The organism is Spirillospora sp. NPDC047418 (genome assembly GCF_040643275.1).
Lineage (GTDB): Bacteria > Actinomycetota > Actinomycetes > Streptosporangiales > Streptosporangiaceae > Spirillospora.
Genome location: NZ_JBEYTW010000002.1, coordinates 20,583 through 45,754, shown reverse-complemented (window position 1 = coordinate 45,754; position 25,172 = coordinate 20,583). Strand labels below are relative to the sequence as shown.

Genomic DNA, 25,172 nt, shown 5'->3' with positions numbered 1-25,172 from the left:
CGATCGACCTCTGGGTGAGTGGAGGCGCTCTGTGCAGCGGTCGTCTATCGCTGCGCGGCCTGCTCGCTTTGTCGTGCAGCAAGCCACTGCTCGGTGTAGGCGGTGGCCTCGTCGATGAACTGCTCCAGCCTCGCCCGATCGAAGTCCGCCTCGCCGACGAGGTACAACAGGATGCAGACCTGAGCGTTCAGTGTGTCCTCGGCGACGATCGGGTTGATCACGTCCGCGTCCTCGCCGAGCCTCATCCGCAGGTCAGCGACGAAGCGAACGATCTGGCCAACGGTGTAGGTCGGTGCAAATCTCCGCCGCACCGCCACCTCGAATGCCCCGAACAGCAGCAAGTTGTACCCGGCCGCCGTCTCGTCGTCCTTCTGCATCTCGTCTTGCAGGGGCAGCCAGGCCTGCGGCCCCTCCAGCAAGAACGACCGCAAACGCAAGAATGTTCTTCTCGCCAATTTTGACAGTCGAAAAGTCCATCACTCGAGCAACTGGTCGGCAAGTGAACGAGCATCGCGCAAGAAGGCATCCAGATCGTCCTCGGTGAATTTTTCATCACCTACCAGGCCGGCGATCAGGACTATTTGATGGCCGAGCTTCGTCTCTTCGTCAGCTTTAACCATCGCACCTTTTCCGAGCAGGTGAAGGATCATGCCTTCGGCGATCTGGGCAGAGATCACATCCGGCATTTCATCATCTGTTTCTCGTACGCCTGCGACGAAGTCGATCACTTCCGACTCGTCAGCCGCGTTCCCGTCCTTCAAGAAGCGGCGCTCTGCCGCCTCGATGAAGGCTGCGGCAATGAGTGCTGGATACCCTACATTCGCTTCATCTGAATCAAGGTCGCGCAGAAGCCTTCGGTGCTCGTTGGCGTTTCCCCTCAGTTGAGCGCGCAGTGTCGCTACCTGTTCATCAGTTACGGGCATGATCGTTTCCTCTCATATTCCGCACCGTCTTGGCGGTGGCCCGGCCGAAGTTCTCTGCGCAGATGTCAGAAGCCGCCTGCACATCCGTGGGGATCGGTCAGAGCGAGCCGGGCGTCGGCCCGCCGGAGGGCGGCCCGGGTTGGGCGAGCCAGGTGTCGAGTTCCAGGGCTAGGCGTTGGAGAACCTCGCCGCGGGTTTTGCCAGTGGCGGTGGAGCACCAGTCCAGCAGGATCTGGGTGACGATGGCGTGCACCATGGTCTCGCGGCCGCGGAGGCGATTTTGTGCGCGAGTCGCCTCTTGCAGGTCGTGGGCTTCTCCCGGCATCAGCGGCGAGACCAGCCGGACGGTGTCGGCGCCGACCTCGTTGACAGCGGCGATCTCGGCGAGCAACTCGTCCATGGGACGGTGACCGCCATGGGCGAGGATGGTCATACCGCGGAGCCACTCTTGGACGATCCCGCGCTGGGTCTTGGCGTCCAGGCGCTTCCATGGCGGATCGTCGGCGCCGAAGATGGCGTCGGAGTGGGTCTGGCACAACGCTCGGACCTTGTGCTTGCGGCCGGGCAGCTTCTCGCCGCATACCGCAGGCAGGCCACACATCCAGCAGGCCCCGCCGGGCGATGGGACTCGCTCCACGCCGCTCACGGTGTCCGGACCTGTCCCCACAGCATGAGCCCGCCGGTGACCAGGCCGGCTTTTCGAGCGGTCGCCAGTGCGGTTCGGCGCTGGTGCTCGGCGTCGGTGTGGTCGGCGGGGATGCGCAGGCCGAGGTTGGGGCCGTGCACGACCAGTACCTCACCGTAATGCTGGGCTGCGGTAATCCAGGCCGGAGCGAGCTCGCACAGCGCGTATACGAACAGGTGGCCGTTGGGTTGCTGGAACTGGAGTCCGCCGCCGTCGCGTGGCCACTGGGCGATCAGCCATCCGTCCAGGCTGGGTAGCTGGTGCACTCCGTGGTCACCGATACGCCGCATTCCTTGCGATAGCGCGTGTTGGGTCCAGACCTCCTGCTGCGGCGCGTTGTTGTCGGGGTGGGTCCACAGCGCCTGGTGCCGTTCGATCAGGGCGACGGGTACCTGCGGCAAATCGGGGCTGAATCGAGGGACGCCCAACTCGTCGTTGTCAGTGGCGGCGTAGCCGAAGTTCAAGATCGGGTCGTCGAGGTAGGTGGCTCGGCCGAGTGCGGAGAAGTCGGCCAGAATCTCATCGAGTTGTTGCTGGTTGATCTCCACGGAGGGCTCCCGGTTCGTCGTGGTGGCGCTGGCCAGGGGGTTCGAGCGAGGTAGCGGTGCAGCGAGTCTTGGGGGATGCCGGTCTTGGCGGCGATGACGCCGAGGGAGTCGCCCTGGGCCTTCAGCAGCCGCGGGTATCCGATCGTGTCTTCGGGGTGGGCGACAGGCCGTCCGATCTGCCGGCCTGTGGCTCCGGCGACGGCGCGGGCGGCGCGTTCGGCGGTGAAGGTGCGTTCCATCTCTGCGAACAGCGCCAGCAGCAGGAAGACGATGCGGGCCATGCCCTCGTCGGCGGTGTTGATCGGCAGCGCGTCGGCCAGCGACCGCCCACCGATCCCTCGTCCGGCAAGGTCGTGGAGGAGGTTGAGGACCCCGCGCAGATCCATATTCTCGGGGCTAGCTGATCCATGACCGGCACGCCTACCGCTCCGCACCCAGTGGTGGCCATGTTCGGATTCCCGCACGACCACGCCGACCGCAAATTCGCTCCGCAGCTCGGCCTGCTGGACGGTGATGAAGAACCCGTGATGGTCGGGCCCGCTGACCAGGCTGCGCCCATCACGGCCCATGGTGATATTGAGGTGCCTGTGCGCCCCGATGTTCCCGACGGCCTGCCGCTCGGCGTGAACTTCAGGGTGGCGGTCGGGCCCATTCCATTGCCGGAGGGCCGTTACCTGTGGCGGCTGGACGTCGAGGGCCACACAAAGGCCATCCGATTCGCCGTTATCGGCCCGTCTCGAGAAGATGCCCCTGCATAACTCCGCCAGAGCGACTGCTGTTCGCCTCGTCGACGTCGAACCCGGGATGTCACTCACGTCGGCGGTTCCCAAAGCTATCGAGGCAGAGTTTCTGGTCTTTGCTGTGCAGCGCTGTGCGCAGCCTCATTGATCAACTCGTCTATTCCGGCCTCGTCGAGGTCAGCGTCGGTAATGAGGCTCATGAGCAAGATGAGGCTGGTACTCACGATGTCCGCTGGGGTTCCATCGAACGGCGGGCGTTCACCGAGCGAATCATCGTTGAGTATCCAGCGGATGAGGTCCTCGGCCAGGCGCGGTCGTAGTTGCTCGGTGCCGACGTTGATGCGCACATCGGCGACGTATCGGATCAGATCGGATCGGGACCATGTCACCGGGAAGTGTCGCCGAATCGCCGTGCCGACAGTGAATCCAATGAGTGTTGGATAACCTGCGAGATCGTCATCATTCTGCAGCGCACCAGCGTACTTTGACTCCCATTCGTCTGGGTCGAGCATGAACGTTCGCAGGGCCGCCTTATGAAGGTCGTTTACTTTGACGTTACGCTCATCCATACTGCCTACCAATCCTCGGCCATGCCGCGGATTCTGGTCATGAAGGCGTCAAGTTCGGGCTCGCTGAGGCTCATATCTGCGATGAGGCCTCCGAGGATGAGAATTTGTCCACTCAACCTGGTATTTCCGTCGATGTCGTCGATCTCGCCCCTGCCGAGAGCGTGGAGGATCAAGCGTTCAGCAATGGATGGATTGAGCCTGTCGGCAACCTCCGAGGTCTTGGAGCGTAGATTGGCGACGAAGTCGACGACAGCGCTGTCTTCGGCGATCTTTCCGTCCTTGACAAAGCGTTGGTCGACGGCTTCGAAGAATCCGGTTGCCAGGAGCTTGGAGTAACCGTCCTGGTCCTCCTCGGATGTGAGTTGGCCCAACATGCGCTGATGTTCGTCTCCATGTCCGGCCAGTTGAGCGTGCAAAGTTGCCGTCTGGAGGTCAGTGATCGGCATTCATCTTCTCCTTCATCCGGTTGAGTCCACGCTTAACAGCGCGCCCGGCTTGACGTGTGCCTTCGACTGCCACGATGGCGCCCAAGCCTACGGTGAGCATAGCGTCTCCAGTTCCCGCGTTGGCCTGGGAAGGCTTCACTACGGGAGCAGTGGCCGTTTCAGCATGGCCGGTCGGCGGAGTTTTTCGAAGAAAAGCGTCCACAATACTTCCGTCTGCCTTGGTAACGGACTTGAAGTCGCTCGCTCGAGAGGCATTGGCCCTACGGAGACGCTCGTATCGAGACCTTTTGTCCAAGTTGGTCTGCTCGATGTCTTCTCGTTGGTCGAGGGCTCGACTGGCAGCTTCGGACTCGGTTTCGGTGTGAGCCGGATCGAGGGCTTGGTCGCTTGGAAGGTCTTCCGGATCCGTTCTTTCCGGTTCGTTCGGCGCGAGGTCGGTGCCGGACTCGCCCGTTGGCTCTCGTCCGTATCTGGGTTCGACGTGGACTTGGCCGCGGCTGTCGGTGTGAACGTTGGAAATAACGGGGTTGCCGGGGACCTCCGGTTTTATCCGATTGGTCTCGTCTGGGTCCTGTTCGGAGTTGCCCTCCGGGCCTTTCTTACCATGGTCAGCGTCGTGTTCGCCGGGAGGTTCGGGTGCCCCGGCGCTCTGGTCCGCTTCTTCGGGCGCGGGTGGCGTGTCATCGGTGTTGCCCCGCTCGTCCGTTCCGCTGTCGGGTGCGGCGCCGCTGCGTGCGGCTTCGCCGGTCTGGGTGCCGGGCTGGGTGGGCTCGCCCTCCTGGGGGGCGGGCGGAGCGTCGCCGGTGGTTCCGTGATCGGGGGTGCCGTTGGCGGCCTCGCCGGGCTGCTCCGTGCCGGACTCGTCGGCTTCGGCCGGTTTGGGTGCCTCGGTCGGCTGGGGTGCCTCGGGCGGGGGCGTGCGGCCGTTGTCGGCGGGTCCGTCCGGTGCCTGCGGATTCGTGCCGGTCTCCTGCGCGGGTTGTGCGTCCCGGCCGGACGGCTCCGGGGCGCTGTGCACGCTGTCCGGCGGGGTTGGCGCGGGGCCGGTGGTCCGGTCGCCGGTCTCGGCGGATGGTTCGGGCCGGGGTCGTCTGTCGCCCTGCTCGTCCGCACCCTGCTTCTGTGCGCCCTGCCCGTCCGTACCGTGCTTGTCCGCGCCCTGTCCGTCCGCGCCAGGCGGAGTCTGCTCGGTCCCGGGCGGCGTCCCGCTGTCGGCGGCTGCGGCGGTGTTGTCCTGGTGGGGGAGCGGCGGGTGCTCCCGGTCCTGCGGGCGTCCGGCCTCGGGCGCGGGGCCGCCGGCCTGCTCGCCGGACGGCTGGGAGGCGGGCCGGTCACTCTCGCCCGGCGCGCCGCCGCTCGCGGCGCGGGTGTCGGCGGGCGGCGCCTCCGGCGGGCGCCCGTCCTGGCGCACACCCTCACCACCGGTGACCTCGCGTTCGCCGTGCCCTTCGGCATGAGTGTCCCGCCCGGTGCCGCCGGTCTCCGCCTGCCCCGCCGGCTGCGCCTTGTCGTCCCGGCTCTCTTCCTGCGGCGCGGCGGGGCCGCCGTCGCGTGCCTCGCCCGGCTGCCCGCCGCTGCCACCGCCGGTACCTTCGGCGTTCTGCGCGGCCCGCTGCTGCTGTGCCTCACGGGCGCGGGCGAGATCGTCCAGCCGGGACGGCTGGCCGGGTGACCCGGGGTTGTCGGCCGGCATCCTGTACTGCCCCGCCGACGATGCTGCCCGGTCGGCGGGCTCGGCGCGGTCGTCGGTCTCCCGTCCGGGCGGCTGGCCCTGGGGGTGGTCGCGTCCGTCGGTGCCCGAGGTCTCGGCGGTTGCGGTCTTGGGATCGTCGGTTGCGGATCCGGTCTTGCCGGCCTTCGGTTCCTTATCGGCTTTCGGGTCGGCTTCGGCCGGCGGGTCGCCGGGGCCGCGCTGCTTGTCACCGGTCGAACCGGTAGTGGACGACTCGCCGGTCCGCTGGTCGGTGCCGGTCTCCCCGTAGCCCTCGAGTTTCCAGCCGGCCGCGCGGAGGCTGTCGGCGCGGGGCGTTTCGCTGGACGATCCGTTGTTCTCTGCCGGTGGCTTGTCGCCGTTGTCCTGCGTGGTGGGCTTGTCGACGGTTTCGGGGCCCTTGCCGGGCCCGCTGGGGTGGTCCACGCCCACGCTCGCAGTCCTTCCACCCGGGGGAGGCGAACCGCGAGGGCATCGAACGGACGGTTCGCCGGGCGTGCCTCTTGACGCGCGGGGCTGACGTCACGAGCACATCGGACCCCCTATGTAATCGCGCACGCCCGAACTTTGCACGTGCGGATAACGGCACTCCACGAGATCGGCTGCGGCATGCATGGCTTGCGTTCAACAGACCAAGACATCGTCCACTGCCACCCCTATTCGCAGGCTGATCAACGGTTTTCAAGGCGCGATTCAAGCGATACAGCGATGTCCTTTTTGCCGGAATCGGCGGTCTGATTGCCGGGCTTGCGCGGTGCGCGCGCACCGGCGGGCAACTTTCGTCCCTGACTCACGCCGGGCCGGGCGGCGTGCGTCCTACCATGGCCCGGCGGCCGGTCCACCGGCTCCGTTGGAAGGGGCGGTGGGGCGGTCATCGCCGAGAACGGCCGACAGGGAGATGGGTGCGATGCCACTACCGGACCATCTGGAGTTACTCGTCACCGACGAGCCGACGCTCGATCTGTGGTCGGTCGGACCCTGGCGGGTCCCGGACGGATTGTGCGAGGAGATCGGCGCACGCCTAGACGACCTGGTGGCCGACCCGCGCTATGCGGACCTCACCACCGACAAGAGTTCCAGACTGAAGACCCCCGCCCCCCTCGTAGTGCTCGACCTCATCGTCACGACGGAATTCCTTCTCGGCCCGTCGGCCCTCCGCTCCGGGTCGCACGCCTTCCTGCAAAGGCAGTGCTACGGCGCGTACTACAGAACGGGCCGCAGTTCGCTGAGCACGGCGGACGACTGGACGGTCGGGGATGGAGAGTTCCTTCCGCTGAACTGGTTGGCGGATGTGCCCGACCTCGACCTCGCGGTAGAGCTGGGCCGCATGTCGCTGGACGTGCTCGAGGGCGTCGAACCGCTGGAGGAGAGGCGGAATGCGCTGATCCGCCTCTTCGACGACCCGCCGAATCTCGCCGGCCTCACGAAAACGGCCCGTGCCGAGGCGTTCATCGCGCGGGCCGACGACGAGACGTTGGCGGCACTGCCCGAACTCGCCGGGCCGACCGGCTACCTGGAATGGGTCTGGTCGGGGCTCCGGCCACTGCACGAGCATCTGGTGGAGGCCGCGCCGCACGAGGACTCTGCGGACGATCTGCTCGTCCGGCTTCTCGCCCATGCCGGGCTCGACGATGTTCCCCCGGAGATCTCGGCCGTCCTCGGCGAGGAGGGCTACCGGGACCTGCTGGACCGGTTCGCCGCCCAGCGCGCCGGCCACGACCGCGACAAGTGGGTGGACGCGACCGGAGCGTGGCTCTGCCGGACTCTGGGCGCAGGCGAGGCCGAGGCCTGCCGGCGCTGGCTGGACCTGGTGGCGAGGTTCATCGGCGCGGTGAACGGCCTCCCCGGCAACGCGCTCTTCCCCAACCGGGGCCGACTCCCGACCAGGACCGTCATGCGGCAGCTCAGGCGCCTCTACGCACCGCGCCGCCGCGTCGTCAACCCGGTGATGTCCACGCTCACGTCCACGACGTCCACGACGTCCCCACCGGACGAGGCGGAGCAGCCGGAGGAGGAGCCCACCTTCGGGCTGGTCGGGCAACCGGACGTCGTCGCCGCGCTGCAGAAGACGAGCACGGCCGCCGGGGACGTCCGGCTCCTGCTGGTCGGCCCGGACGGCACCGGCAAACGGGACGCCGCCCAGCAGGTCGCCGAACTGCTCACCGACCGCCGCATCACCGGGGACCCGCTCTGGCAGGCCGGGGACCACTACGCCGACAAGGGCGCCTCCAGTGCCACCACGAAGGTCCTCGACGCCGTCGGCGACTGCGCGGGCAAACGCGTCCTGATCATCGACGGGCTGGACGTCCTGGCGCGCAACGACGACTGCGGCGCCGCCGTCCTCGAAGAGCTGCACCGGGCCATCGACGTCCGCGACGACCTGCACATCGTCGCGTTGTGCGAGCCGGGCGGCGACGAGGCGGTCCGGGAGGTCAACCCCGCGCTGGCGCTGCGGTTCACGACCGTGCCCACGCACCCCTTCGACGCCGACGGCTTCGCCGAACTGTTCCGCCGCGCGCTGCAGAAGCGGGGGGCTCACGCGGACGAGGACGCCCTGGCCGCGGCGGGCGAACTGCTGGCCCGGACACCGCCGGTCCGCAACCTCCGCAACGCCCGCCTCGCCCCCCACCTCGCCGGACTCGTCCTGGAGACCGTGCGCGAGCGAACCGGGCCGGGCGACGAACTCGCCGTCACCCGCGCCGACCTCCCCGAATCCCTCGTCGACGCCGAGAAGTCCGCCGACCCGATGGCCGAACTGAACGCGCTGACCGGCCTGGCCGCCGTCAAACAGGAGATCGAACTGGTCGCCGCGCGCGTCCGGGCCGGGAGGCTGCGCCACGACGCCGGGCTGCCCGCCACCGCCGCGCCCGCCCTGCACATGGTCTTCACCGGAAACCCCGGCACCGGCAAGACGGTCGTCGCGCGGCTGGTCGCCCGCATCTTCAAAGACCTCGGCGTGCTGTCGTCCGGCCACCTGGTGGAGGCGTCCCGCGCCCGGCTCGTCGCCCCCTACGTCGGCCAGACCGCGCCCAAGACCCGCGGCGTCGTGCAGAGCGCGCTCGGCGGCGTCCTGTTCATCGACGAGGCGTACTCCCTCACCCAGAGCACCTCGGGCAACGACTACGGCGCCGAGGCGGTCGCTGAACTGCTGAACGCACTGGAGGACCATCGCGACGACCTGGTGGTCATCGTCGCCGGATACGAGACGGAGATGCAGCGCTTCCTCAGCGCCAACCCGGGCCTGGCCTCCAGATTCCCCACCACGGTCCGGTTCCCCGACTACACCGGCGCCGAACTCGTCGAGATCTTCACCGCTCAGGCCGCCGCCGCCGGCATGGAGCCGTCCGAGGCCGCGCTCGGCAAGGTCGCCGAGCTGCTCCGGCGCGCCCCGCGCGTCCGCTCCTTCGGCAACGCGCGCGTCATGCGCAACCTCTGCGAACGCGCCACCGCCCTCCACGCGCGCCGCGTCACCGCGCTCGACACCCCGTCCACCGACGACCTCACCGCCCTCCTCCCCGAGGACATCCCGGACGTGCTGAGCGGAACCGCCCGCATCCAGTCCGTCACCGACCCCGTCGCCGAACTCGACGCGCTCATCGGGCTGGACGAGGTCAAGGACGAAGTCCACCGGCTGGTCGCCGAAGCCCGCGCCGCCGAACTGCGCCGCGCCGCCGGCGCGGCACCCGCTGCCCCCACCCGGCACATGGTCTTCACCGGCAATCCGGGCACCGCCAAGACGACCGTCGCCCGCCTGGTCGCGGCCATCTACGCGAAGCTTGGCCTGCTGTCGTCCGGCCATCTGGTCGAGGCGTCCCGCGTCGACCTCGTCGGCCCGTACCTCGGGCAGACAGCACCCCGCGTCCGCGCCGTCGTGGAGCGAGCCCTCGGCGGCGTCCTCTTCGTGGACGAGGCATACGCGCTGGCCACCGACGCTTACGGGCAGGAGGCCATCGCGACCCTCATCCAGCTCATGGAGGAGTACCGCGGCGACCTCGTCGTCATCGCCGCCGGATACGAACGCGAGATGCGCCGCTTCCTGCACACCAACTCGGGGCTGGAATCACGCTTCCCGAAGCGCATCGCCTTCCCCGACTACACCGACACCGAACTCGTCGCGATCTTCCGGCACCTCGCCACGGCCGAAGGCTTCACCCTGGCCCCGGACGTCCCCGACCGGCTCCGCGCCCTGCTCCGGACCAGCCCCCGCGGGCCGTCCTTCGGCAACGGCCGCCTCATGCGCAACCTCCTCGACGCCGCCATCGCCGCGCAAGCGGAACGCATCACCACCGGCGACCGCCCGGACGACACCGAAATCACCACCCTGCGCGCCACCGACCTGCACGTCATCACCCCGCAAACGCCGCCGTCCAGAAACGTCGGACTGTACCTATGACCCCCACGCGATCAGCCGGGCGGTCTCGCAGGGAGCTTCGAGTTCAGCCTTCTGCGTCCTCTTGGGCGTCGAAGGCGTTGCGGGCGCGTTCGATGGCGGGCATGTGGTCATCGGCCCAGGCCAGCAGGACGTCGACGGGGTGGCGGAGGGTCTTGCCGAGCGGGGTGATCCGGTAGGTGATCGCGACCGGGCGGGTGGAGGTGACCTGACGTTCGACGACACCGTTGCGTTCGAGTCGCCGCAGGGTGGCGGTCAGGGATTTCTGGGTGACCGCGGGGATCGCCCGCCGGAGTTCATTGAAACGGCAGGGGCGTTCGCACAGCTCGTTGAGGACGCTGAGGGACCACTTGTCGAGGACCTGGTCGAGCAGCTCGCGGTGCCCGGACTCCATGCGGATCTCGCGGTCGGTATCCATGCCGAAACCTGGTTTCGTTGAAGTTTCTTCTATCTACTAAGTATCTTAGCGATACCTAATGAAGGAGGAACACCTCATGTCCGTCCAGTACCTCACTCCCGCAGGCATGCTGCAGCCCGCCCCTTACCACCATGTAGCCGTGGGCACCGGGAACCGGCATGTGCACGTCAGCGGCCAGGTCGCCCGCCAAGCCGGCGGCACCCCGGTCGCTCCGGGCGACCTGGCCGGTCAGGTCGCCCACGCCCTGCGCAACACCGCCACCGGCCTGACGGGAGCGGGCGCGACGTTCGACGACGTGCTGCGCCTGACGTTCTACGTCACGAAGTGGAGCCCGGACAAGATCGGCGACTTCATGGCCGGCGTGGAGGCTGTCGCCGAGGAGATCGGGCTGCGACTCCCGATGCCTCCGGCGTCCCTCATCGGCGTCGACTACCTCTTCGAAGAGGACGTCCTGGTCGAGGTCGAAGCCACAGCCCTGCTCGATTGACCCGCCTCACCGGATGTGGTCTGGGTGGCGCGGTAGTGGGACGGGGAGACGCCGTACAGGCCGCGGAACGCCTGCCGCAGTGCCTCCTCGCTGCGGAAACCGCAGCGCGCCGCGATCGTCTCCACGGTCAGTGCCGTGCCGGTCAGGAGATGCGCTGCGGCCTCGCTGCGGGCCCGGCGCACGAAGCGTGCCGGGGTCATGCCCGTCTCGGCCAGGAACAGGCGTGCGAGATGGCGTCCGCTGACCCCCGCGCGGGCCGCCAGCGTCGGCGTCGACAGGTCCGCGGCGGGGTTCCCGGCGATGTGTGCGACGGCGTCCTGTACCAGGGAGTTGGACGGGGAGGGCGCGGTGAACATGCTCATCTGGGCCTGGTTGCCGGGCCTTTGCAGGTACGTCACCAGTTGTCGTGACACGTCCCGCGCCAGGTCCGGGCTCACGTCGGACTCGATGAACGACAGGGTCAGGTCCAGCGCGGCGGTCACGCCGGCGGACGTGCACACGTGGCCGTCCGACACGAAGATGGGGCCGCTGTCGAACTCGACGGCCGGGAACCGGGTCGCGAGGAAGGCGGCGTGCTCCCAGTGGGTCGACGCGCGCCGTCCGTCCAGGAGTCCCGCCGCCGCGAGGACGCCGGCGCCGGTGCATACCGACGCCACGCGGCGCGATTCCCGGCCGAGCCTGCGGACGTGTGCGACCAGCCGCCGGTTCTCCATCGCGTCGACATAGCCGATGCCGCCGGAGACGACCAGCGTGTCGAGCGGTCCGGTGGTGCGCTCCAGCGAGTGCTGCGCCTGCACTGTCAGACCCGTCCCGGTATCGATCGGACGGCCGCCCGGCGAGGCCAGCGAAACCTCGTAGACGGCCCGTCCGTGGAGGTGGTTGGCCACCTGGAGGGCCGTGACGACGCAGGCGATGTCCAGCAGTTCGGCCGCCGGGTAGCCCACCATCAGGACGCGGCGCAATGCGTGCATACCGCCACGGTATTGCGCATCCGGCCGCGTGCCACCTATGTCCGATGGACGGTTACCCCAAGATTTCGGACATCCGTCGCCTCAAGGCTGGCAGGCGGGCGCCCGGCACGCGAAGAGTGATGCCATGACAACTACGTCTCACACTCTGGAACCCGGTCAACGCGCTCGTCCCGTATGGCGACGGCTCGCGCTGCACTACGCCGAGATGGTGCTCGCGATGTTCGCCGGGATGCTCGTCCTCGGCGCCCTCCGCGACCTTCTCGGGCTTACGGTCGCGTTCGATGAGCGGCCGAGCGCCCACTACCTGCTCATGGCCACCGACATGGCGATCGGCATGGCCGCCTGGATGCGCCTGCGCCGCCACGGCTGGGCCTACACGGGCGAGATGTGCGCCGCGATGTACGTCCCGGCCGTCCTCGTCCCGCTCGTCTGGGCCGACGTCGTCAGCGCGATGACGTTCATGACGGCCGCGCACGTTCTGATGATGGCGGCCATGCTGGCCGTGCTGCTCCGCCGCCGGCACGAGTACGCCCACTGAGCCCGTCATGACCACACCTCAGATCAACGTCGTCATCCCGTTGTACGACCGGTTCACCGCACTGGACGCCGTCGGCCCGTACCAGATGCTGGCCATGACGCCCGGCGTGCGGGTGGTGTTCGCCGCCGAGCGGCCGGACCCGGTGCTGGACGACTGCCGTACCCTCCAACTCACCGCCGTGGGTTTCGAGCAGGTGCCGCGCCCGGACGTGGTGGTCGTCCCCGGTGGTCCGGGCACCGTGCACGTCCTGGACGGTGCGCTCCCGTCCTGGTTGCGCGACGTCCACGCCACCACGCGCTGGACGACCTCGGTGTGCTCGGGGTCGCTCATCCTTGGCGCCGCGGGCCTGATCAAGGGACTGCGGGCGACGACCCACTACCGGCACCTGGACAAACTCCCCCTCTTCGGGGCCGTCCCGACCTCGGAGCGCGTGGTGGTCGAGCACGACGCCCGCATCGTGACGGCCGCGGGTGTCTCCAGCGGGATCGATATGGCGCTCCGGCTCGTCGAACTCCTCATCGACACGCGCACGGCCCAGGCCGTCCAACTCTGGACGGAGTACGACCCACACCCTCCGTTCGACACCGGCTCCCCGCAGCGCGCCCCACAGGACGTCGCGAACCTGGCCGCCGACTACGACGCCGCCGCCCTGGACGCCGCGACACGGTTCGAGGAGACACCGCGTTGAGCAAGCGCACGTGCGGTGGGCGCGGGCCCGCGTACCCGATGTAGACCTTTGCTTCGAGGCGCGCTCGTCCGGGCGGGCGGGTCACGCCGGGCGGTGTCCCGGGGGGTGCGGGGGCCACTCGCCGCGCGTGATCATCAGGTGCAGGCCGCTGAGCCACACGGGGTCGGTCTTCGGCACCACGCGGATCGAGACGGGGACGGTGGCGGACTGGCGGGTGGGCAGTACTCCCGGCGCGGCGGCCTGGCTCAGTTAGGCGAGGCCCTGCCGCAGGAACGCGTGGGGCCCCGGGTCGAGGTGGTTCGCCCACGGCGGCTCGGCTTCGCGGCGCAGCCAGGCGTGGCAGGCCATCGCGTAGCCGAACTCGCGCTCGGTGAGGTAGCCGAGCCGTGAGAAGCCGTCGTTGCGGGCCGCGTTCAGGGTGCGCTCGTCCAGTTCGCCGAGGGGCTGGACGGAGAAACCGCGTGCCGTTTCGCCGAATCTCAGCGCGGCGTTCGTGGTGAAGACACCGAATCCGAAGTACACGGTGAGCAGGTCGGTGAGGCGTTCGTGGTCCTTGTGATCGGCGCTGATGCGGCCCTCGCCGAGGAGCCGGACATGGCACAGTTCGTGCGCGATGACGGCGATCAGATAGGCGGCGTCGGCCGCCTCGGTGACGTCCAGCCCGATGACCGTTCGGCCATTCCTGACGCTGTAGTGGCCGACCGTGCGCCGCCCCTTCCGCGTTGCCGCGGCGTCCTCGCCCGCCCGGTCGAAGAGCTCCACGGTGATCTCAGCGGGGTCGACGCCCATCAGCCCGCACACCCGCGAGGCCAGGGTCCCGATCTGCTCGGGCGTCCCCGTGTACGCGGCGGACGGCAGGTCAGGACCCGGTAGGACGACGTTCCACGCGGCCGGCTCCCGACCGAACTCGCGGGCGAACCAGGTGAGCGACGCCTCGATCCACGCCTGGTGCGGCACGCCGACCGGGCAGTCGGCGCTCGTCCTCCGCGCCCAGGGCGGTGGCGTTTCCGAATCTCTGTACATCGGGCTCCTCGGTGGCCGTCTCAATGGTCGGCGTTGCGACACAGCGGATTTTTATCACGCCTTCCATGCGTATTGCCAACATTTGTTGGACGGCCTGGTGGGAGGGAAATTGGAATGGCGCACGTGAGAAATTTGAACGTTCGGTTCTCGTATGCTCAGTGCCGGGTGTGCACGGTGGACGGAACGCGCGATGGAAATTCGCACGTGCGGGAATCGGGCGCGTGAGCGGTGCCTGTGCCAATCCACCGGCCGGGACGCCTTTTGCGCGGATTCTTCGTGACCGGGCGGCGACTTCCTGTGACGATCGCTGTGCGGACCAGGGGAGACCCGAAGGATCCGCAACGTCCGTGTCCACGACCCGAGGTGTTCGATGTCCCCGACGATGCTTCCGGCGGCGCAGCCGGCGCCGCTGCGGTGGCGGCGTTCCTTCCCCGGCGGGCCCGAGCAGGCCCGCAACGTCCGCCGGTTCGTCGCCTGCCTGCTGGCCGGCTGCCCCTACCTGGACGACGTCCTGCTCGCCGCCGACGAGCTCGTCGTCAACGCGCTGCGGCACACCAAGTCCGGGCAGGACGGCGGCTCGTTCACCGTCGAGATCGTCCAGGAGGGCGGCCGCGTCGCCGTGTCGGTCGCCGACCAGGGCGGACCGGGCGAGCCCGCCGCGCTGGAGGCCGCCGACCTCGCCGAGTCCGGGCGTGGCCTGCGCACGATCTCGCTCACCGCCGCCAGTTGGGGCTGGCACGGCAACGACGCGGGGCGCACGGTCACCGCCGTGTTCGCGGGGGTGTGGGCCGCGTGACCGAGCCCGCCTCCTGGACGCACGACCAGGTGCACCGCCGCGTCCACACCGCGATGACGGCCGCGATGCGCGCCGACGTCCACTCGATCGACGCCGCACTCGTCCAGCATGGGCGGCTCGACCCGTACAGCCGCGAGTTCGTCGCGCAGTCGCGGCGCCTCGTCCTCGCCTGCACGGCCGCGCTGACCTGCGTCCTGTCGGCTCATCGGCCCGGCGGCGACGGGCACGGCGGGCAGATCTGCCAGGGCTGCGGGACTCGCGACTGCCGCACCCTGCACGGCGTCGCCGACGTCCTGGCCGCCTACACCGTCCGCCCGGCCCCGGTCGACCGCGCCGAGGCGTGGCGCCGCGCCGACGCCTATTTCGCCCGTGATGGACGTCCCGTGCCGGTGACCGTCGAGGAGTTCGCGGACGGCTTTATCACCCGCTCGACCACGGCGCCCTCCGATGACCTCCACCCCATCCTGATCATCGACCGGGAGACCGGCGCCCTCAGCCGCTGGCCCGCGATGCCTCATGACCTCATCATCCGGGAGTACGCCGCCTACCGCGCCAGGTGACGTCGCAGATATGGTGCGGGGCCGCGAAGTCTTACCCAGGGCAGCCGCAGGGTGGCGAGGACCGTCCACGGGGACGAGGTCGTCCGGGCCGGTTCACGCGGTGGATGCCGGCTCGGTGGCGAGGGAGCCCAGGAGCCGGAGTCGTTCGGCGGACGCCGACCCGGGCTCGGCGGTGTAGACGATGAGCATCAGGCCGGGGTCGGCGGTGACGGCCAGTTCCTCGTGAGCGAGGACGAGTTCGCCGACCTCGGGGTGGTGGAAGCGTTTGGTGCCGGTGCCGAGGATGCGCACGTCGTGGGCGCCCCACAGCCTGCGGAACGTCTCGCTTCGGGTGGAGAGCTCACCCACGAGGTCCTGCAGGCCGCGGTCGTGGGGGTCTCGTCCGGCCTCGGCGCGGATGATCGCCACGCTCGTCTGCGCGAAGCGGTCCCAGTCGGGGTAGAAGTCGCGCGAGGCGGGGTCGAGGAACAGGAACCGCGCCAGGTTCGGGACGCGTCCGGCGCCGCCGATCAGCGGTGAGTAGAACGCCCGGCCGAGGGCGTTGACGGCCAGGACGTCCGTCCTCGGGTTCCGGATGAAGGCGACGGCGCCGGTGATCGCTTCCAGCGCCCAGGTGAGGCTGGGGTCCACGGGGACCTGCCGGGCCGCTCGGCGCCGCCGCCCGGACGCGGGGATGCCGTCGGCGGTGCGGGCGAGGTCGAACAGGTGCGCGCGTTCGGCGTCGTCGAAATGCAGCGTGTCGGCGATGGCGTTCAGGACGGCGGCGGACGCGCCCCGGATGGCGCCTCGCTCGAGCCGTGAGTAGTACTCCACGCTCACGCCGGCGAGCATCGCGACCTCGCTGCGGCGCAACCCGGGTACCCGGCGGCCCCGCCCGGCCGGCAGCCCCGCCTGCGCAGGGGTGACCTTGGCGCGTCGCGACATGAGGAACTCGCGCACCTGGTGACGGTTGTCCATCCATCGAGCGTACGGCGGACCGGCGCGGACGAGGGGTGCCCTGCCGGGGAACGTCACGCCAGGGACTCTCGCGCACGCCCGAGATGGTGTTCCCTGGAGCCGACACACCCCGGCGTATCAAGGAGCACCGACCATGCGTGGAGCCGTCATGCACGCCCCCGGCGACGTCCGGGTCGAGGAACGCGCGGACCCGCGGATCCTGGAGCCGACCGACGCGATCGTCCGGACGAGCGCGACCTGTGTCTGCGGGACCGACATGTGGGCCTATCGCGGCGCGGACAAGAGCGAGGGCCCCAGACCGATGGGCCACGAGTACGTCGGCGTCGTCGAGGAGGTCGGCGGTGCGGTACGCGGCATCGAGGTCGGCGACTTCGTCGTCGGCTCGTTCTTCGCCTCGGACAACACCTGTGAAAGCTGCCGGGCCGGGTACCAGTCCCACTGCGTCCACCGCGTGTTCATGGGGTCGATCGGCACGCAGGCCGAGCTCGTCCGGGTCCCGCTGGCGGACGGCACGCTCGTGGCCGCACCGGGCGCGCCCGAAGCCGACCTGGTCCCTTCGCTGCTGGCCGCGTCCGACGTGCTGGGCACCGGCTGGTTCGCCGCCGGGGCCGCCGAAGCCGGCCCTGGCAAGACCGTCGCCGTGGTCGGCGACGGCGCCGTCGGCCTGCTCGCCGTCCTGGCCGCCAGGCAGCGAGGCGCCGAGCGCGTCATCGCCTTCAGCCGCCACCGCGCCCGGCAGGCCCTGGCCCGCCGGTTCGGCGCCACCGACATCGTCGAGGAGCGGGGCGACGCCGGTGCCGCCCGGATCAAGGAGCTCACCGGCGGGTACGGCGCGCACTCGGTCATCGAGGCGGTCGGTACTCGGGAGTCCATGCGGCAGGCCATCGGTGCCACCCGTCCGGGCGGCCACGTCGGCTACGTCGGCGTCGCGCACGACGTCCAACTCGACGGGCGCGAGCTGTTCTTCTCCGGAGTGCACCTGCACGGCGGCCCCGCCCCCGTACGCCGGTTCCTGCCCGAGCTGATCCAGCTCATCTGGGACCGGGCCATCGACCCCGGCGCGGTCTTCGACCTCACCCTGCCCCTCGACCAGGCCGCCGAGGGCTATCGGGCCATGGACGAGCGCCGCGCCACCAAGGTGCTGCTCACCGTCTGACCGACCAGTCGAAAACGACCACCTTGTTACTGCTACCAGGGAGAATCAATGCCCCCCACTTCCACGCTGGTATTCGTTCACGGTTTCTGGCACGGCTCCTGGTGCTGGAGCGAAGTCGTCTCCCGGGTGGTGGCCACCGGTCGTCCGGCCGTCGCGGTGGACATGGCCGGGCACGGACTGTACGCCCGCCGTCCCCGGTGGTTCACCGAACAGCCGTACAACTCCGAGGCAGTCGGCACGGAGGTTTCGCCCGTCGCGGAGGTCAGTCTCGACGACGCGGCCGCGTTGCTGACTTCGCAGATCAAGCGGATCGGCGGTGGCGAGCCGGTCACCGTGGTCGCCCACAGCGCCGCCGGTCCCGTACTGACGCGAATGGCCCAGCAGGCGCCGGAACTGGTCGCGCACGCGGTGTACCTTTCGGCCTACATGCCGGCGTCCGGCGTGCCGGCCGTGGCCTACACGCGGACACCCGAGGCCGCAGACGATCAGGTCGCGCCATTGTTGCGGGGCGACCCGGCCCGGACGGGCGCGCTGCGGCTGGACCTCGCCACGGCCGACGCGGCCTACCGGCAGCGGCTCTACGAGGCGTTCTATGCGGACGTGGCCCCGGTCCTCGCCGACGCCGCCACGGGCCTGCTGACGCCGGACGGTCCCCTCGGCATCATGCTCGGCACCACTGCCCTGACCGACGACGGCTGGGGATCGGTGCGGCGCACGTACCTCACCTGCACACGGGACAGGGCGATCAGCCCGGCCCTGCAGGCGAGGTTTGTCGCCGAGGCCGACGCGGCCTTCCCGGACAACCCGACGTCCGTCGTCGCGCTCGACGCCTCCCACTCGCCATTCCTCTCGATACCCGATGAGTTGGCCGGCATCGTCACTTCCCTCGGCTGATACGAAGTCGTCGTCACCGTGCGGACGTGCCCGTCGTCCCGGCGGGGAACTCCTCGACGCCGAGGACCCGCAGCAACTCCAGCCGTTCGCGGGCCTCGGCGTCGGCCGGGGTGAGCACCAGCAGTTGCTGCCCCTGGTCGGGAGTGACCAGGGGCTCGCAGTCCATCAGCACCCGGCCCACCCGCGGGTGCAGGACGGCCTTGCGGTCGGCGCGCCGGACCGCGACCTCGTGCTCGGCCCAGAGCCGGCGGAAGTCGGCGCTGGACGACTCCAACCGGTCGATGAGTCCGGCGATCGCGGGGTCGCCGGACCAGCGTCCGGCGACCGCGCGCAGGTCGGCCACAAGCCGGCGGGCCTGGTGCTCCTGCTCCTCGGGCGGGCAGACGGCCCGGGCGGCCGGATCGGTGAACCACCGGTACACCACGTAGCGCCGGTCGCCGGAAAAGCCGGTGTGGTCGCCCATCAGCAGAACGGCCGCCCGGTTCTGGCCAGGACCTCACCCAGGTCCGACAGCACCAGGGCCGGGGTGTCACCGAGCAGGTCGAGCATGCGCATCAGACCGGCGCGGGCCAGGCGGGCCACCCCGTCCGCGGGCTGGGGACGGTGCCCGGCCAGGTGGAACAGGTGGTCGCGCTCGTCGTCGGTCAAGCGCCGGCCGCTGGTGCGGCGGCGCGGGCCGGCGTCGAGGCCCACATCGGCCGGGTGGATCGCCTCGCGTCGGCGGCGAAGGAAGCCGACGAGCTGGTCACGTCGCATGGCTCCATGGTGCCTCGCGGCCGCGAGCCCATCCAGGGAGCGGCTCTCCTCCGATGAACGCTCCGCTTCCACCCGTCCCGGCGCGGGCGCTGGGTTGGAGACGCCATCGAGGAAACAGCGAATCGAGGAGAACATGATGCAGACACGAACCCTGGGCCGCAGCGGACCGGTCACCTCCGCACTGGGGCTGGGGGCGATGGGCATGTCGGGCGCTTACGGGGCGGCCGACCGCGCCGAGAGCATCGCCACCGTGCACGCCGCGCTGGAGGGCGGGCCTACTCGCTGACCCGGCTGGGCACCGACCACATAGACGTCTACCGTCCCGCGCGGCTGGACCCGGCGGTGCCGGTCGAGGACACCGTGGGTGCGATCAAGGAGATGATCGACGCCGGGTACGTGCGGCACCTGGGCCTGTCGGAGGTCGATGCGTCGGTGATCCGCCGGGCGCACGCCGTGCACCCGGTCGCCGACCTGCGGATCGAGTACTCGCTGGTCTCCCGCGCGGTGGAGGCGGATGTGCTGCCCGCACTGCGGGAACTCGGTATCGGCCCGACCGCCTACGGCGTCCTCGGCCGCGGCCTCATCTCCGGGCACTGGAAGGCCGGCCACACCGCCGGCCCGGGCGACGGCCGCGGCTTCTGCCCGCGATTCACCAGCGGGAACGTGGAACACAACCTCGCCCTGGTGGAGTCGCTGCGACGGGTCGCCGAGGCCAAGGGGTGCACGGTCGCCCAGCTGGCCATCGCCTGGGTGGCGGCACAGGGCACCGACATCGTGCCGCTGGTCGGCGCCCGCACCGGCGAGCGGCTGGCCGAGGCGCTGCCCGCGATGGAGTTGGACCTCACCGCCGCCGACCTCGCCGAGATCGGGACGGCGGTGCCGCGGGGCGCGGCCCGCGGCGACCGGTATCCGAGCGCGTTCATGTCCGGCCTCGGCGTGGGCGACTGAGTCAGCCTTGACCGGCTCGGCTGGTGCTCTTGCCGGGGCAGGGACGATCAGAACGTGAAGCAGTTCGCGTACTGGGCCTGCCGGGCGGTGGCGAGGGCGGGGACGCGGGCGCCTGCGTTGCGGGTGACCTGTGCGGCTTCGGTCGGATGCGGTGTGGTGCTCGTGCAGGAGACCGGCGAGCTGTGGCCGGACATCAGGTAGTCGCAGCGTCCGTTGCGGTTGTCGGGCAGGCCGAGGGCGTGGCCGAGTTCGTGCGCGGCGATCCGCGGCGGGTAGAAGCCGTCGTTGACCGCTTCGCGGCCCATGTAGATGACGGCTCGGCCGAAGCCGTACATGTAGGTGCGCGGCCAGCCGTTGTCGGCGTACACCTTGACGGTGGCCTGTGCTCCGGACGCGGGCACGAGCCGGATCGCCGGCACGGCGGCGTTCCATGCGGCGGCGCCTTCGTCGACGGCCGCCCTGAACTCCTGGGCGCCACTGGCGTCGTAGTAGATCGTCCGGGCGGCGACCGCGGCCGGGGTCGAGGCGGATGCGGGAGCGGCGGCCAGCGCGGGCACGAGGAACGCCGACCCGAGGGCGATGGCCAATGCCGCCGTGATCTTTCGGAACATGCGGAGACTCCTGCGGGGTGGGGACGGGGGCAGCCGCCCATGTGCCGGCCGATTTAGGACGAGAAAAGTTCAAGCGCAGTGGGAGCGGACGGCCGACCGTTCCTCCACGGGAGGTTAGTTGAAGGAACCTATTCCTTCTATAAGACGACGGCCGTTAGAAGTTCAATGTTGATTTCGAGGAGCATAGAAAAACCGCCGAGTAGTGCCTGGATCGAGTATTCCGACACTACTTGGAAGGGCGGCTGTCAGTAGATGGTAATGGTTCGGGTTGTGGCGCGGGACGAGGTACCCGCCATTACCTTCGTGCTCGCCGGGTGCGGCCGCTGCTTGCAGTGGGCGCGGGACCGCTCGCTACGCTCCCCGTCCATGGAGATCATTGAGGGTGCGGGTGCCTGGACGGCGCCCGCCGCAGATGGCAATGACTGGGCCGAGCAGTTGCGCACCCCGGACCTGTCGGTCGGGACGTACTGCATTCAGGCGGGCGGGCGCGATGACCAGAGCCCCCACACCGAGGACGAGATCTACGTGGTCACCGCTGGACGGGCCCGGATCGTGACGCCGGGCGGCACGGCGGCGGTCGGCCCCGGCTCGGTGGTCTTCGTGCCCGCCGGTGAGGAGCACTGGTTCGAGGACGTGACCGAGGACCTGGCGCTCCTCGTCGTGTTCGGGCCCGCCTACGGGTCGCGGGGCGCCTGAAACGACCGTTGAGGGTGGAGAATCGGCGGGCTTGTTGTTATTCGCGGTGATCTCGGAGGTCTGCTGCAGGTAAGGCGGAGACTCTCGGGAGGACGAGGATGGGTGTGGGCACGGACGTGGACCTGCTGGTCCGCGCGGCGCAGGACGGCGACGCCGCCGCCCGGGACCGGCTGGTCACCGAGCATCTGCCGCTGCTCTACAACGTGGTCGGCTGGGCGCTCGGCGGCCACGCCGACGTGGACGACGTCGTCCAGGAGTCGGTGCTCCGCGCGCTCGGCGGACTCCACGGGTTGCGCGAGCCGGCGCGGTTCCGGCCCTGGCTCATCTCGATCGCGATGAACCAGGTGCGGCGCCGCTGGACGTCGCAGCGCCGCCGGACACCGCTGGATCCGCAGGCCATGGCCCGGGTGGCGGGGGCCGAGGACGACTTCGCCGAACTGGCCGTACTACGGCTGGAGCTGTCGGAGCAGCGCCGCGAGATCGCCGAGGCGACACGCTGGCTGGACGCGGACGAGCGCGAACTCCTCGCGCTGTGGTGGCTCGAGGCGTCCGGGCATCTCACGCGCGGGGAACTGGCGGACGGGCTCGGCGTGCCGGCGCCGCACGCCGCCGTCCGGGTGCAGCGGATGAAGAAGCAACTGGCGACGTGCCGCGCCGTCGTGCGGGTGGTGAGCGGCCGGCGCTGCGACGCACTCGGCCCGCTGCTCGCCGGATGGGACGGACGGCCGTCGCCGCTGTGGCGCAAGCGGATCGCCAAGCACATCCGGGACTGCCGCTCCTGCGCCGAGCGCGGGCGCGACCTGGCCCCGCCCGAGGCGCTGCTGGCGGGCCTGGTCATGGTGCCGCTGCCCGCCGACGCTCCGCTGCACGCCGCGCTGACCGGCGCCAACGGCCTGGCGGGGTCCTCGCTCGCCGCACCGCCGACCGCCGCCGGAACGGCATCCGCCGGCACCGGCACGGCATCCGCCGATGCTGGGACGGCATCCGCCGGCACGGGGACGGCATCCGCCGGCACGGGGACGGCATCCGCCGGTGCCGGGCAGGCTTCCGCCGCCGCGGGCAAGGCGGGTGCCGGGACGGCGCGCTGGGTGGCGGGGGCCGCGGCGGTCGGGGTCGTCGCGGCAGCCGTCTACTGGACGTGGCCGGAGCCGCCCGACCCGCCACGTCCATCACTCGACTCCGTGGCTCCCGCCCCCGCCCACCGGACGCCCTCGCGCACGCCGCCGCCCGAGCCGGACGCCGCGTCCGGAAAGGACCGGGTCGCGCCGCGCCGCATGCCCGCGACCGTCGAGCAGCAGGTCGTGAAGCTGGTCAACGCGCGGCGGGCCGGCGCGGGATGCGGTCCGCTGCGCGTCTCGCCGGCCCTGCACCGGGCGGCGCAGCGGCATTCGGCGGACATGGCGTCCCGCCGCGTCCTCGATCATCGCGGCGCCGGCGGCGACGACCCGGGGGAGAGGATCACCGCCGCCGGCTTCCGCTGGAGCGTGTGGGCGGAGAACATCGCGCGCGGCCAGGCGACGCCGTCCGCCGTCGTCGGCAGCTGGATGAACAGCCAGGGGCACCGCGCCAACATCCTGAACTGCCGGCTGACGACGGTCGGGATCGGGGTCGTGCGCGGCGCCGGCGGGCCCTGGTGGACGCAGGTCTTCGCGACGCCCCGGTGATCGGCGCGATCAGCGGGCGGTGCCGAACACCTGCGTCCAGTACGGGCCGCCCGACTTCACCACGCCGACGCCGATCTCGGCGAACTTGCAGTTCAGGATGTTGGCGCGGTGGCCGGGGCTGTTCATCCAGGACTTCATGACGCTCGCGGGCGTCGGCTGCCCCTTGGCGATGTTCTCGCCGTAGGTGGACCACCGGTACCCGGCGGCGGTGATCCGGTCGCCGGGGCTCTTGCCGTCGGGGTTGGTGTGGTCGAAGAAGCCCCGCCGGGCCATGTCCGCCGAATGGCCCTGCGCCGCCTGTGTCAGCCGGGCGTTGGACTTCACGGCGCGGCACCCCTGCTTCGCGCGCTCCTGGTTCACCAGGGCGATGACCTGCGCCGCGGTGCCTCCGCTCGCCGGTGCGGGCGGCGCCTTCGTCCGGGCGGGCGCCGGCTTGGCCGAACGCGGCCGGGTCGCACGGGGCGTCGGTGTGCGGGTCTTCGAAACTTTCCGGGTGCGGGTCGGTGTCGGGCTGGCCGTCGAACTCGGCGACGGTTCCGCGGCGTCGGGCAGGACCGGCGCGGACGCGGCAGGGGACGCCGAGGATCCGCTCGCGGCCGGGGCGGCGCCGGGGTCGCCGTCGAACGCGCCGCTCGCCATACCGGCGACCCCGCCGGCCACCAGCAGCCCCGCGGCGCCCGCGGCCGTCCACGCCGCCGCACGCCCGGACACCGTCCGCTGCCGCCGCCGCGGGCCCGGCCCTCCACCCCTGGGGGGAATGGGGTTGCTCATGGCGATGCCACGTCCTCTCGCGTCGGGTGCCTGTAGATACGGTGCAGACCCCCGCCAGGACGGGCGATAACACAAAATATTCAGAAACTTCTGGACGAAGTGACACCGTGGCGCGCCAGCACCACCAGCGGAGGTGGGGGCGCTGGCGCGGCGTCCACGAACGCCGACCGGCCCACCCCGACGTTGATCTGCGGCGTGTTGTTGTTTTCGGTGCGCTCATAACAACAACACGCCGCAGGTCAACGCAGCGGGTGAGCCTGGGGGGACGCCGGGCTAGCGCGGTGGAGCGGCCGGGGGCCGGGGGCTCCGGGTGAAGACCGGGAACGGGAGGCGGAGATCGTCGGGGCCCCTCACCTTGACCGCTATCGAAACGCCGTCACTCCGGGTCGTCGGCAGCTCGCCCTGCCGGGCGCACCGGGCCAGATAGGCCAGGCCCTGCTTCAGCTGGACGCGCGGGCCGGGGTCCAGGCGGGCGGCCCAGGCGGGATCCGGCTCCGCGCGCAACCAGGCGTAGCAGGCCATCGCATAGCCGAACTCGGACTCGGTGAGATAACCGACGCGTGAATAGCCGTCATTGCGGGCGGCGTTGAGCATGCGCTCGTCCAGATAGCCCAGCGGCTGGACGGAGAATCCGCGGGCCGTCTCCCCGAATCTCAGTGCGGCGTTGGTGCTGAAGACGCCGAATCCGAAATAGACGGTGAGGAGATCGGTGAGGCGCTCGTGGTCGCGGCGCTCGCGGGTGACGCGGCGTTCTCCCAGCAGGCGGACGTGGCACAGCTCGTGCGCGATGATCGCCGTCAGGTAGTCCGCGTCCGATGCCTCGCTCACGTCCAGCCCGATCACCGGACGGCCGTCCCTGACGAAGTAGTGCCCGACCGCGCGGCTGCCGCCGCGTGTCTCCGGGGCGTCCTCGTCCCGCACGTCGAAGTACTCCACCGTGAGGTCGGACCGGTCGATCGACATCACCGTGCACACACCGGTGATCAGGCGCTCGATCTGCCGGGGCGTCCCGGTGTATCCGGACCGCAGACTCGGGCCCGGTAGCACGATGCCGCCGAGCAGCGGCTCCCGGCCGAACTCGCCGGCGAACCATGTCATCGACGCCTCGATCCAGGCCTGCTGGGGCGGGTCGACCGGGCAGTCCTCGCTCACCGTCCGCAACCAGGGCCGCGGCTCCTCCGCGTTCTCGTGCATTGCTCTCCCGACGGTCATGGCCGGACGGGCGG

At 70.3% G+C, this 25,172-nt stretch carries 30 protein-coding genes; 13 read left to right on the top strand and 17 right to left on the bottom strand.

What is annotated here, in order from left to right; translation table 11 throughout:
• Positions 1-44: 44 nt before the first annotated feature.
• From ABZ806_RS01400 to ABZ806_RS01380, 5 genes are all read right to left on the bottom strand, one after another.
• Entirely contained in the window at positions 45-431 is a 387-nt protein-coding gene (locus ABZ806_RS01400; RefSeq protein ID WP_500214535.1) for a hypothetical protein, read from the bottom strand.
• A 45-nt stretch (positions 432-476) separates the two neighbouring features.
• Entirely contained in the window at positions 477-923 is a 447-nt protein-coding gene (locus ABZ806_RS01395) for a hypothetical protein (protein WP_500214534.1), read from the bottom strand.
• A 97-nt stretch (positions 924-1,020) separates the two neighbouring features.
• Complete coding sequence (locus tag ABZ806_RS01390; protein ID WP_500214532.1) at positions 1,021-1,569, bottom strand: hypothetical protein; 549 nt, start codon at positions 1,567-1,569, stop codon at positions 1,021-1,023.
• Entirely contained in the window at positions 1,566-2,156 is a 591-nt protein-coding gene (locus ABZ806_RS01385; RefSeq protein WP_500214530.1) for a hypothetical protein, read from the bottom strand. Before ABZ806_RS01385 ends, ABZ806_RS01390 begins: the two co-directional genes overlap by 4 nt.
• Entirely contained in the window at positions 2,069-2,542 is a 474-nt protein-coding gene (locus tag ABZ806_RS01380) for a hypothetical protein (protein ID WP_500214529.1), read from the bottom strand. The genes ABZ806_RS01385 and ABZ806_RS01380 overlap by 88 nt, the downstream gene beginning before the upstream one ends.
• Positions 2,543-2,602: 60 nt before the next feature.
• Between ABZ806_RS01380 and ABZ806_RS01375 the strand changes: the two genes are divergently transcribed.
• A complete protein-coding gene (locus tag ABZ806_RS01375) occupies positions 2,603-2,914 on the top strand; it encodes a hypothetical protein (RefSeq protein ID WP_500214527.1) in 312 nt (103 codons plus the stop codon).
• Positions 2,915-2,988: 74 nt separating this feature from the next.
• Here the strand turns inward: ABZ806_RS01375 and ABZ806_RS01370 are convergent, their stop codons facing one another.
• Genes ABZ806_RS01370 through ABZ806_RS01360 form a run of 3 tightly spaced genes read right to left on the bottom strand, consistent with a single transcriptional unit; the run spans position 2,989 to position 6,054 of the window.
• Positions 2,989-3,465, bottom strand: coding sequence for a hypothetical protein (locus ABZ806_RS01370; RefSeq protein ID WP_500214525.1), 477 nt, complete (start codon positions 3,463-3,465; stop codon positions 2,989-2,991).
• 5 nt (positions 3,466-3,470) lie between these two features.
• Positions 3,471-3,911, bottom strand: coding sequence for a hypothetical protein (locus tag ABZ806_RS01365; protein WP_500214523.1), 441 nt, complete (start codon positions 3,909-3,911; stop codon positions 3,471-3,473).
• A complete protein-coding gene (locus ABZ806_RS01360; protein WP_500214522.1) occupies positions 3,898-6,054 on the bottom strand; it encodes a hypothetical protein in 2,157 nt (718 codons plus the stop codon). The genes ABZ806_RS01365 and ABZ806_RS01360 overlap by 14 nt, the downstream gene beginning before the upstream one ends.
• A 475-nt stretch (positions 6,055-6,529) precedes the next feature.
• Between ABZ806_RS01360 and ABZ806_RS01355 the strand changes: the two genes are divergently transcribed.
• The gene (locus ABZ806_RS01355; RefSeq protein ID WP_500214520.1) at positions 6,530-10,015 is read left to right on the top strand and encodes an AAA family ATPase; all 3,486 of its coding nucleotides are present in this window, start codon (positions 6,530-6,532) and stop codon (positions 10,013-10,015) included.
• 43 nt (positions 10,016-10,058) lie between these two features.
• Here ABZ806_RS01355 and ABZ806_RS01350 read toward each other — a convergent pair whose 3' ends face one another.
• Positions 10,059-10,430, bottom strand: a complete 372-nt coding sequence (locus ABZ806_RS01350) for a winged helix-turn-helix transcriptional regulator (protein WP_500214518.1) — start codon at positions 10,428-10,430, stop codon at positions 10,059-10,061.
• 76 nt (positions 10,431-10,506) lie between these two features.
• Here ABZ806_RS01350 and ABZ806_RS01345 point away from each other — a divergent pair, with 76 nt between their 5' ends.
• The gene (locus tag ABZ806_RS01345; RefSeq protein ID WP_500214517.1) at positions 10,507-10,917 is read left to right on the top strand and encodes a RidA family protein; all 411 of its coding nucleotides are present in this window, start codon (positions 10,507-10,509) and stop codon (positions 10,915-10,917) included.
• Here ABZ806_RS01345 and ABZ806_RS01340 read toward each other — a convergent pair.
• Positions 10,860-11,888, bottom strand: coding sequence for a GlxA family transcriptional regulator (locus tag ABZ806_RS01340; protein ID WP_500214515.1), 1,029 nt, complete (start codon positions 11,886-11,888; stop codon positions 10,860-10,862). The two genes, ABZ806_RS01345 and ABZ806_RS01340, sit on opposite strands and share 58 nt — an antisense overlap.
• A 124-nt stretch (positions 11,889-12,012) precedes the next feature.
• Between ABZ806_RS01340 and ABZ806_RS01335 the strand changes: the two genes are divergently transcribed.
• Entirely contained in the window at positions 12,013-12,426 is a 414-nt protein-coding gene (locus ABZ806_RS01335; protein ID WP_500214514.1) for a hypothetical protein, read from the top strand.
• A 7-nt stretch (positions 12,427-12,433) separates the two neighbouring features.
• Positions 12,434-13,114: a DJ-1/PfpI family protein gene (locus tag ABZ806_RS01330; protein ID WP_500214512.1), complete on the top strand. Its 681-nt coding sequence runs from the start codon at positions 12,434-12,436 to the stop codon at positions 13,112-13,114.
• Positions 13,115-13,363: 249 nt separating this feature from the next.
• Here the strand turns inward: ABZ806_RS01330 and ABZ806_RS01325 are convergent, their stop codons facing one another.
• Positions 13,364-14,137 (bottom strand): hypothetical protein, encoded by a 774-nt coding sequence (locus ABZ806_RS01325; protein ID WP_500214510.1) that lies wholly within the window; start codon positions 14,135-14,137, stop codon positions 13,364-13,366.
• A 370-nt stretch (positions 14,138-14,507) separates the two neighbouring features.
• Between ABZ806_RS01325 and ABZ806_RS01320 the strand changes: the two genes are divergently transcribed.
• Positions 14,508-14,933 (top strand): ATP-binding protein, encoded by a 426-nt coding sequence (locus ABZ806_RS01320; RefSeq protein WP_500214509.1) that lies wholly within the window; start codon positions 14,508-14,510, stop codon positions 14,931-14,933.
• Positions 14,930-15,493 carry an SUKH-4 family immunity protein gene (locus tag ABZ806_RS01315; protein WP_500214508.1) on the top strand — a complete coding sequence of 188 codons (564 nt, stop codon included), beginning with the start codon at positions 14,930-14,932 and terminating at the stop codon, positions 15,491-15,493. Before ABZ806_RS01320 ends, ABZ806_RS01315 begins: the two co-directional genes overlap by 4 nt.
• A 93-nt stretch (positions 15,494-15,586) precedes the next feature.
• Here ABZ806_RS01315 and ABZ806_RS01310 read toward each other — a convergent pair whose 3' ends face one another.
• Entirely contained in the window at positions 15,587-16,450 is an 864-nt protein-coding gene (locus ABZ806_RS01310) for a helix-turn-helix transcriptional regulator (RefSeq protein ID WP_500214506.1), read from the bottom strand.
• 133 nt (positions 16,451-16,583) lie between these two features.
• Here ABZ806_RS01310 and ABZ806_RS01305 point away from each other — a divergent pair, with 133 nt between their 5' ends.
• Together ABZ806_RS01305 and ABZ806_RS01300 are read left to right on the top strand one after the other, a co-directional pair.
• Positions 16,584-17,606 (top strand): zinc-dependent alcohol dehydrogenase family protein, encoded by a 1,023-nt coding sequence (locus ABZ806_RS01305; protein WP_500214504.1) that lies wholly within the window; start codon positions 16,584-16,586, stop codon positions 17,604-17,606.
• 48 nt (positions 17,607-17,654) lie between these two features.
• Positions 17,655-18,500: an alpha/beta fold hydrolase gene (locus ABZ806_RS01300; protein WP_500214503.1), complete on the top strand. Its 846-nt coding sequence runs from the start codon at positions 17,655-17,657 to the stop codon at positions 18,498-18,500.
• Between the two features lie 13 nt (positions 18,501-18,513).
• On the opposite strand, the gene ABZ806_RS01295 is transcribed toward ABZ806_RS01300, so the two are convergent.
• On the bottom strand, positions 18,514-18,963 hold the full coding sequence (locus tag ABZ806_RS01295; protein ID WP_500214502.1) for an MmyB family transcriptional regulator: 450 nt from the start codon (positions 18,961-18,963) through the stop codon (positions 18,514-18,516).
• Positions 18,963-19,256, bottom strand: a complete 294-nt coding sequence (locus ABZ806_RS01290) for a hypothetical protein (protein ID WP_500214500.1) — start codon at positions 19,254-19,256, stop codon at positions 18,963-18,965. Before ABZ806_RS01290 ends, ABZ806_RS01295 begins: the two co-directional genes overlap by 1 nt.
• Positions 19,257-19,392: 136 nt before the next feature.
• Between ABZ806_RS01290 and ABZ806_RS01285 the strand changes: the two genes are divergently transcribed.
• On the top strand, positions 19,393-19,542 hold the full coding sequence (locus ABZ806_RS01285; protein ID WP_500214498.1) for a hypothetical protein: 150 nt from the start codon (positions 19,393-19,395) through the stop codon (positions 19,540-19,542).
• Positions 19,539-20,204, top strand: coding sequence for an aldo/keto reductase (locus ABZ806_RS01280; RefSeq protein WP_500214775.1), 666 nt, complete (start codon positions 19,539-19,541; stop codon positions 20,202-20,204). The genes ABZ806_RS01285 and ABZ806_RS01280 overlap by 4 nt, the downstream gene beginning before the upstream one ends.
• 47 nt (positions 20,205-20,251) lie before the next feature.
• On the opposite strand, the gene ABZ806_RS01275 is transcribed toward ABZ806_RS01280, so the two are convergent.
• Positions 20,252-20,815: a snapalysin family zinc-dependent metalloprotease gene (locus ABZ806_RS01275; RefSeq protein ID WP_500214497.1), complete on the bottom strand. Its 564-nt coding sequence runs from the start codon at positions 20,813-20,815 to the stop codon at positions 20,252-20,254.
• Between the two features lie 366 nt (positions 20,816-21,181).
• On the opposite strand from ABZ806_RS01275, the gene ABZ806_RS01270 reads away from it, so the two are divergent.
• Together ABZ806_RS01270 and ABZ806_RS01265 are read left to right on the top strand one after the other, a co-directional pair.
• Positions 21,182-21,511, top strand: coding sequence for a cupin domain-containing protein (locus ABZ806_RS01270; RefSeq protein ID WP_500214495.1), 330 nt, complete (start codon positions 21,182-21,184; stop codon positions 21,509-21,511).
• A gap of 104 nt (positions 21,512-21,615) precedes the next feature.
• On the top strand, positions 21,616-23,175 hold the full coding sequence (locus ABZ806_RS01265) for a sigma-70 family RNA polymerase sigma factor (protein WP_500214493.1): 1,560 nt from the start codon (positions 21,616-21,618) through the stop codon (positions 23,173-23,175).
• 9 nt (positions 23,176-23,184) lie between these two features.
• Here ABZ806_RS01265 and ABZ806_RS01260 read toward each other — a convergent pair whose 3' ends face one another.
• Together ABZ806_RS01260 and ABZ806_RS01255 are read right to left on the bottom strand one after the other, a co-directional pair.
• Positions 23,185-23,946, bottom strand: coding sequence for a CAP domain-containing protein (locus tag ABZ806_RS01260; protein ID WP_500214491.1), 762 nt, complete (start codon positions 23,944-23,946; stop codon positions 23,185-23,187).
• A 273-nt stretch (positions 23,947-24,219) separates the two neighbouring features.
• A complete protein-coding gene (locus ABZ806_RS01255) occupies positions 24,220-25,140 on the bottom strand; it encodes a hypothetical protein (protein WP_500214489.1) in 921 nt (306 codons plus the stop codon).
• Positions 25,141-25,172: the final 32 nt, after the last annotated feature.

Bases quoted from the DNA above. Each gene is read 5' to 3' on its own strand.
- ABZ806_RS01325 (WP_500214510.1), bottom strand. From the start codon at position 14,137: ATGTACAGAGATTCGGAAACGCCACCGCCCTGGGCGCGGAGGACGAGC.
- ABZ806_RS01350 (WP_500214518.1), bottom strand. From the start codon at position 10,430: ATGGATACCGACCGCGAGATCCGCATGGAGTCCGGGCACCGCGAGCTG.
- ABZ806_RS01300 (WP_500214503.1), top strand. From the start codon at position 17,655: ATGCCCCCCACTTCCACGCTGGTATTCGTTCACGGTTTCTGGCACGGC.
- ABZ806_RS01310 (WP_500214506.1), bottom strand. From the start codon at position 16,450: ATGGACAACCGTCACCAGGTGCGCGAGTTCCTCATGTCGCGACGCGCC.
- ABZ806_RS01320 (WP_500214509.1), top strand. From the start codon at position 14,508: ATGTCCCCGACGATGCTTCCGGCGGCGCAGCCGGCGCCGCTGCGGTGG.
- ABZ806_RS01365 (WP_500214523.1), bottom strand. From the start codon at position 3,911: ATGCCGATCACTGACCTCCAGACGGCAACTTTGCACGCTCAACTGGCC.
- ABZ806_RS01375 (WP_500214527.1), top strand. From the start codon at position 2,603: ATGTTCGGATTCCCGCACGACCACGCCGACCGCAAATTCGCTCCGCAG.
- ABZ806_RS01255 (WP_500214489.1), bottom strand. From the start codon at position 25,140: ATGCACGAGAACGCGGAGGAGCCGCGGCCCTGGTTGCGGACGGTGAGC.
- ABZ806_RS01380 (WP_500214529.1), bottom strand. From the start codon at position 2,542: ATGGATCTGCGCGGGGTCCTCAACCTCCTCCACGACCTTGCCGGACGA.
- ABZ806_RS01270 (WP_500214495.1), top strand. From the start codon at position 21,182: ATGGAGATCATTGAGGGTGCGGGTGCCTGGACGGCGCCCGCCGCAGAT.
- ABZ806_RS01260 (WP_500214491.1), bottom strand. From the start codon at position 23,946: ATGAGCAACCCCATTCCCCCCAGGGGTGGAGGGCCGGGCCCGCGGCGG.
- ABZ806_RS01275 (WP_500214497.1), bottom strand. From the start codon at position 20,815: ATGTTCCGAAAGATCACGGCGGCATTGGCCATCGCCCTCGGGTCGGCG.
- ABZ806_RS01305 (WP_500214504.1), top strand. From the start codon at position 16,584: ATGCGTGGAGCCGTCATGCACGCCCCCGGCGACGTCCGGGTCGAGGAA.
- ABZ806_RS01340 (WP_500214515.1), bottom strand. From the start codon at position 11,888: ATGCACGCATTGCGCCGCGTCCTGATGGTGGGCTACCCGGCGGCCGAA.
- ABZ806_RS01330 (WP_500214512.1), top strand. From the start codon at position 12,434: ATGACCACACCTCAGATCAACGTCGTCATCCCGTTGTACGACCGGTTC.
- ABZ806_RS01335 (WP_500214514.1), top strand. From the start codon at position 12,013: ATGACAACTACGTCTCACACTCTGGAACCCGGTCAACGCGCTCGTCCC.
- ABZ806_RS01370 (WP_500214525.1), bottom strand. From the start codon at position 3,465: ATGGATGAGCGTAACGTCAAAGTAAACGACCTTCATAAGGCGGCCCTG.
- ABZ806_RS01355 (WP_500214520.1), top strand. From the start codon at position 6,530: ATGCCACTACCGGACCATCTGGAGTTACTCGTCACCGACGAGCCGACG.
- ABZ806_RS01395 (WP_500214534.1), bottom strand. From the start codon at position 923: ATGCCCGTAACTGATGAACAGGTAGCGACACTGCGCGCTCAACTGAGG.
- ABZ806_RS01285 (WP_500214498.1), top strand. From the start codon at position 19,393: ATGCAGACACGAACCCTGGGCCGCAGCGGACCGGTCACCTCCGCACTG.
- ABZ806_RS01290 (WP_500214500.1), bottom strand. From the start codon at position 19,256: ATGCGACGTGACCAGCTCGTCGGCTTCCTTCGCCGCCGACGCGAGGCG.
- ABZ806_RS01345 (WP_500214517.1), top strand. From the start codon at position 10,507: ATGTCCGTCCAGTACCTCACTCCCGCAGGCATGCTGCAGCCCGCCCCT.
- ABZ806_RS01295 (WP_500214502.1), bottom strand. From the start codon at position 18,963: ATGGGCGACCACACCGGCTTTTCCGGCGACCGGCGCTACGTGGTGTAC.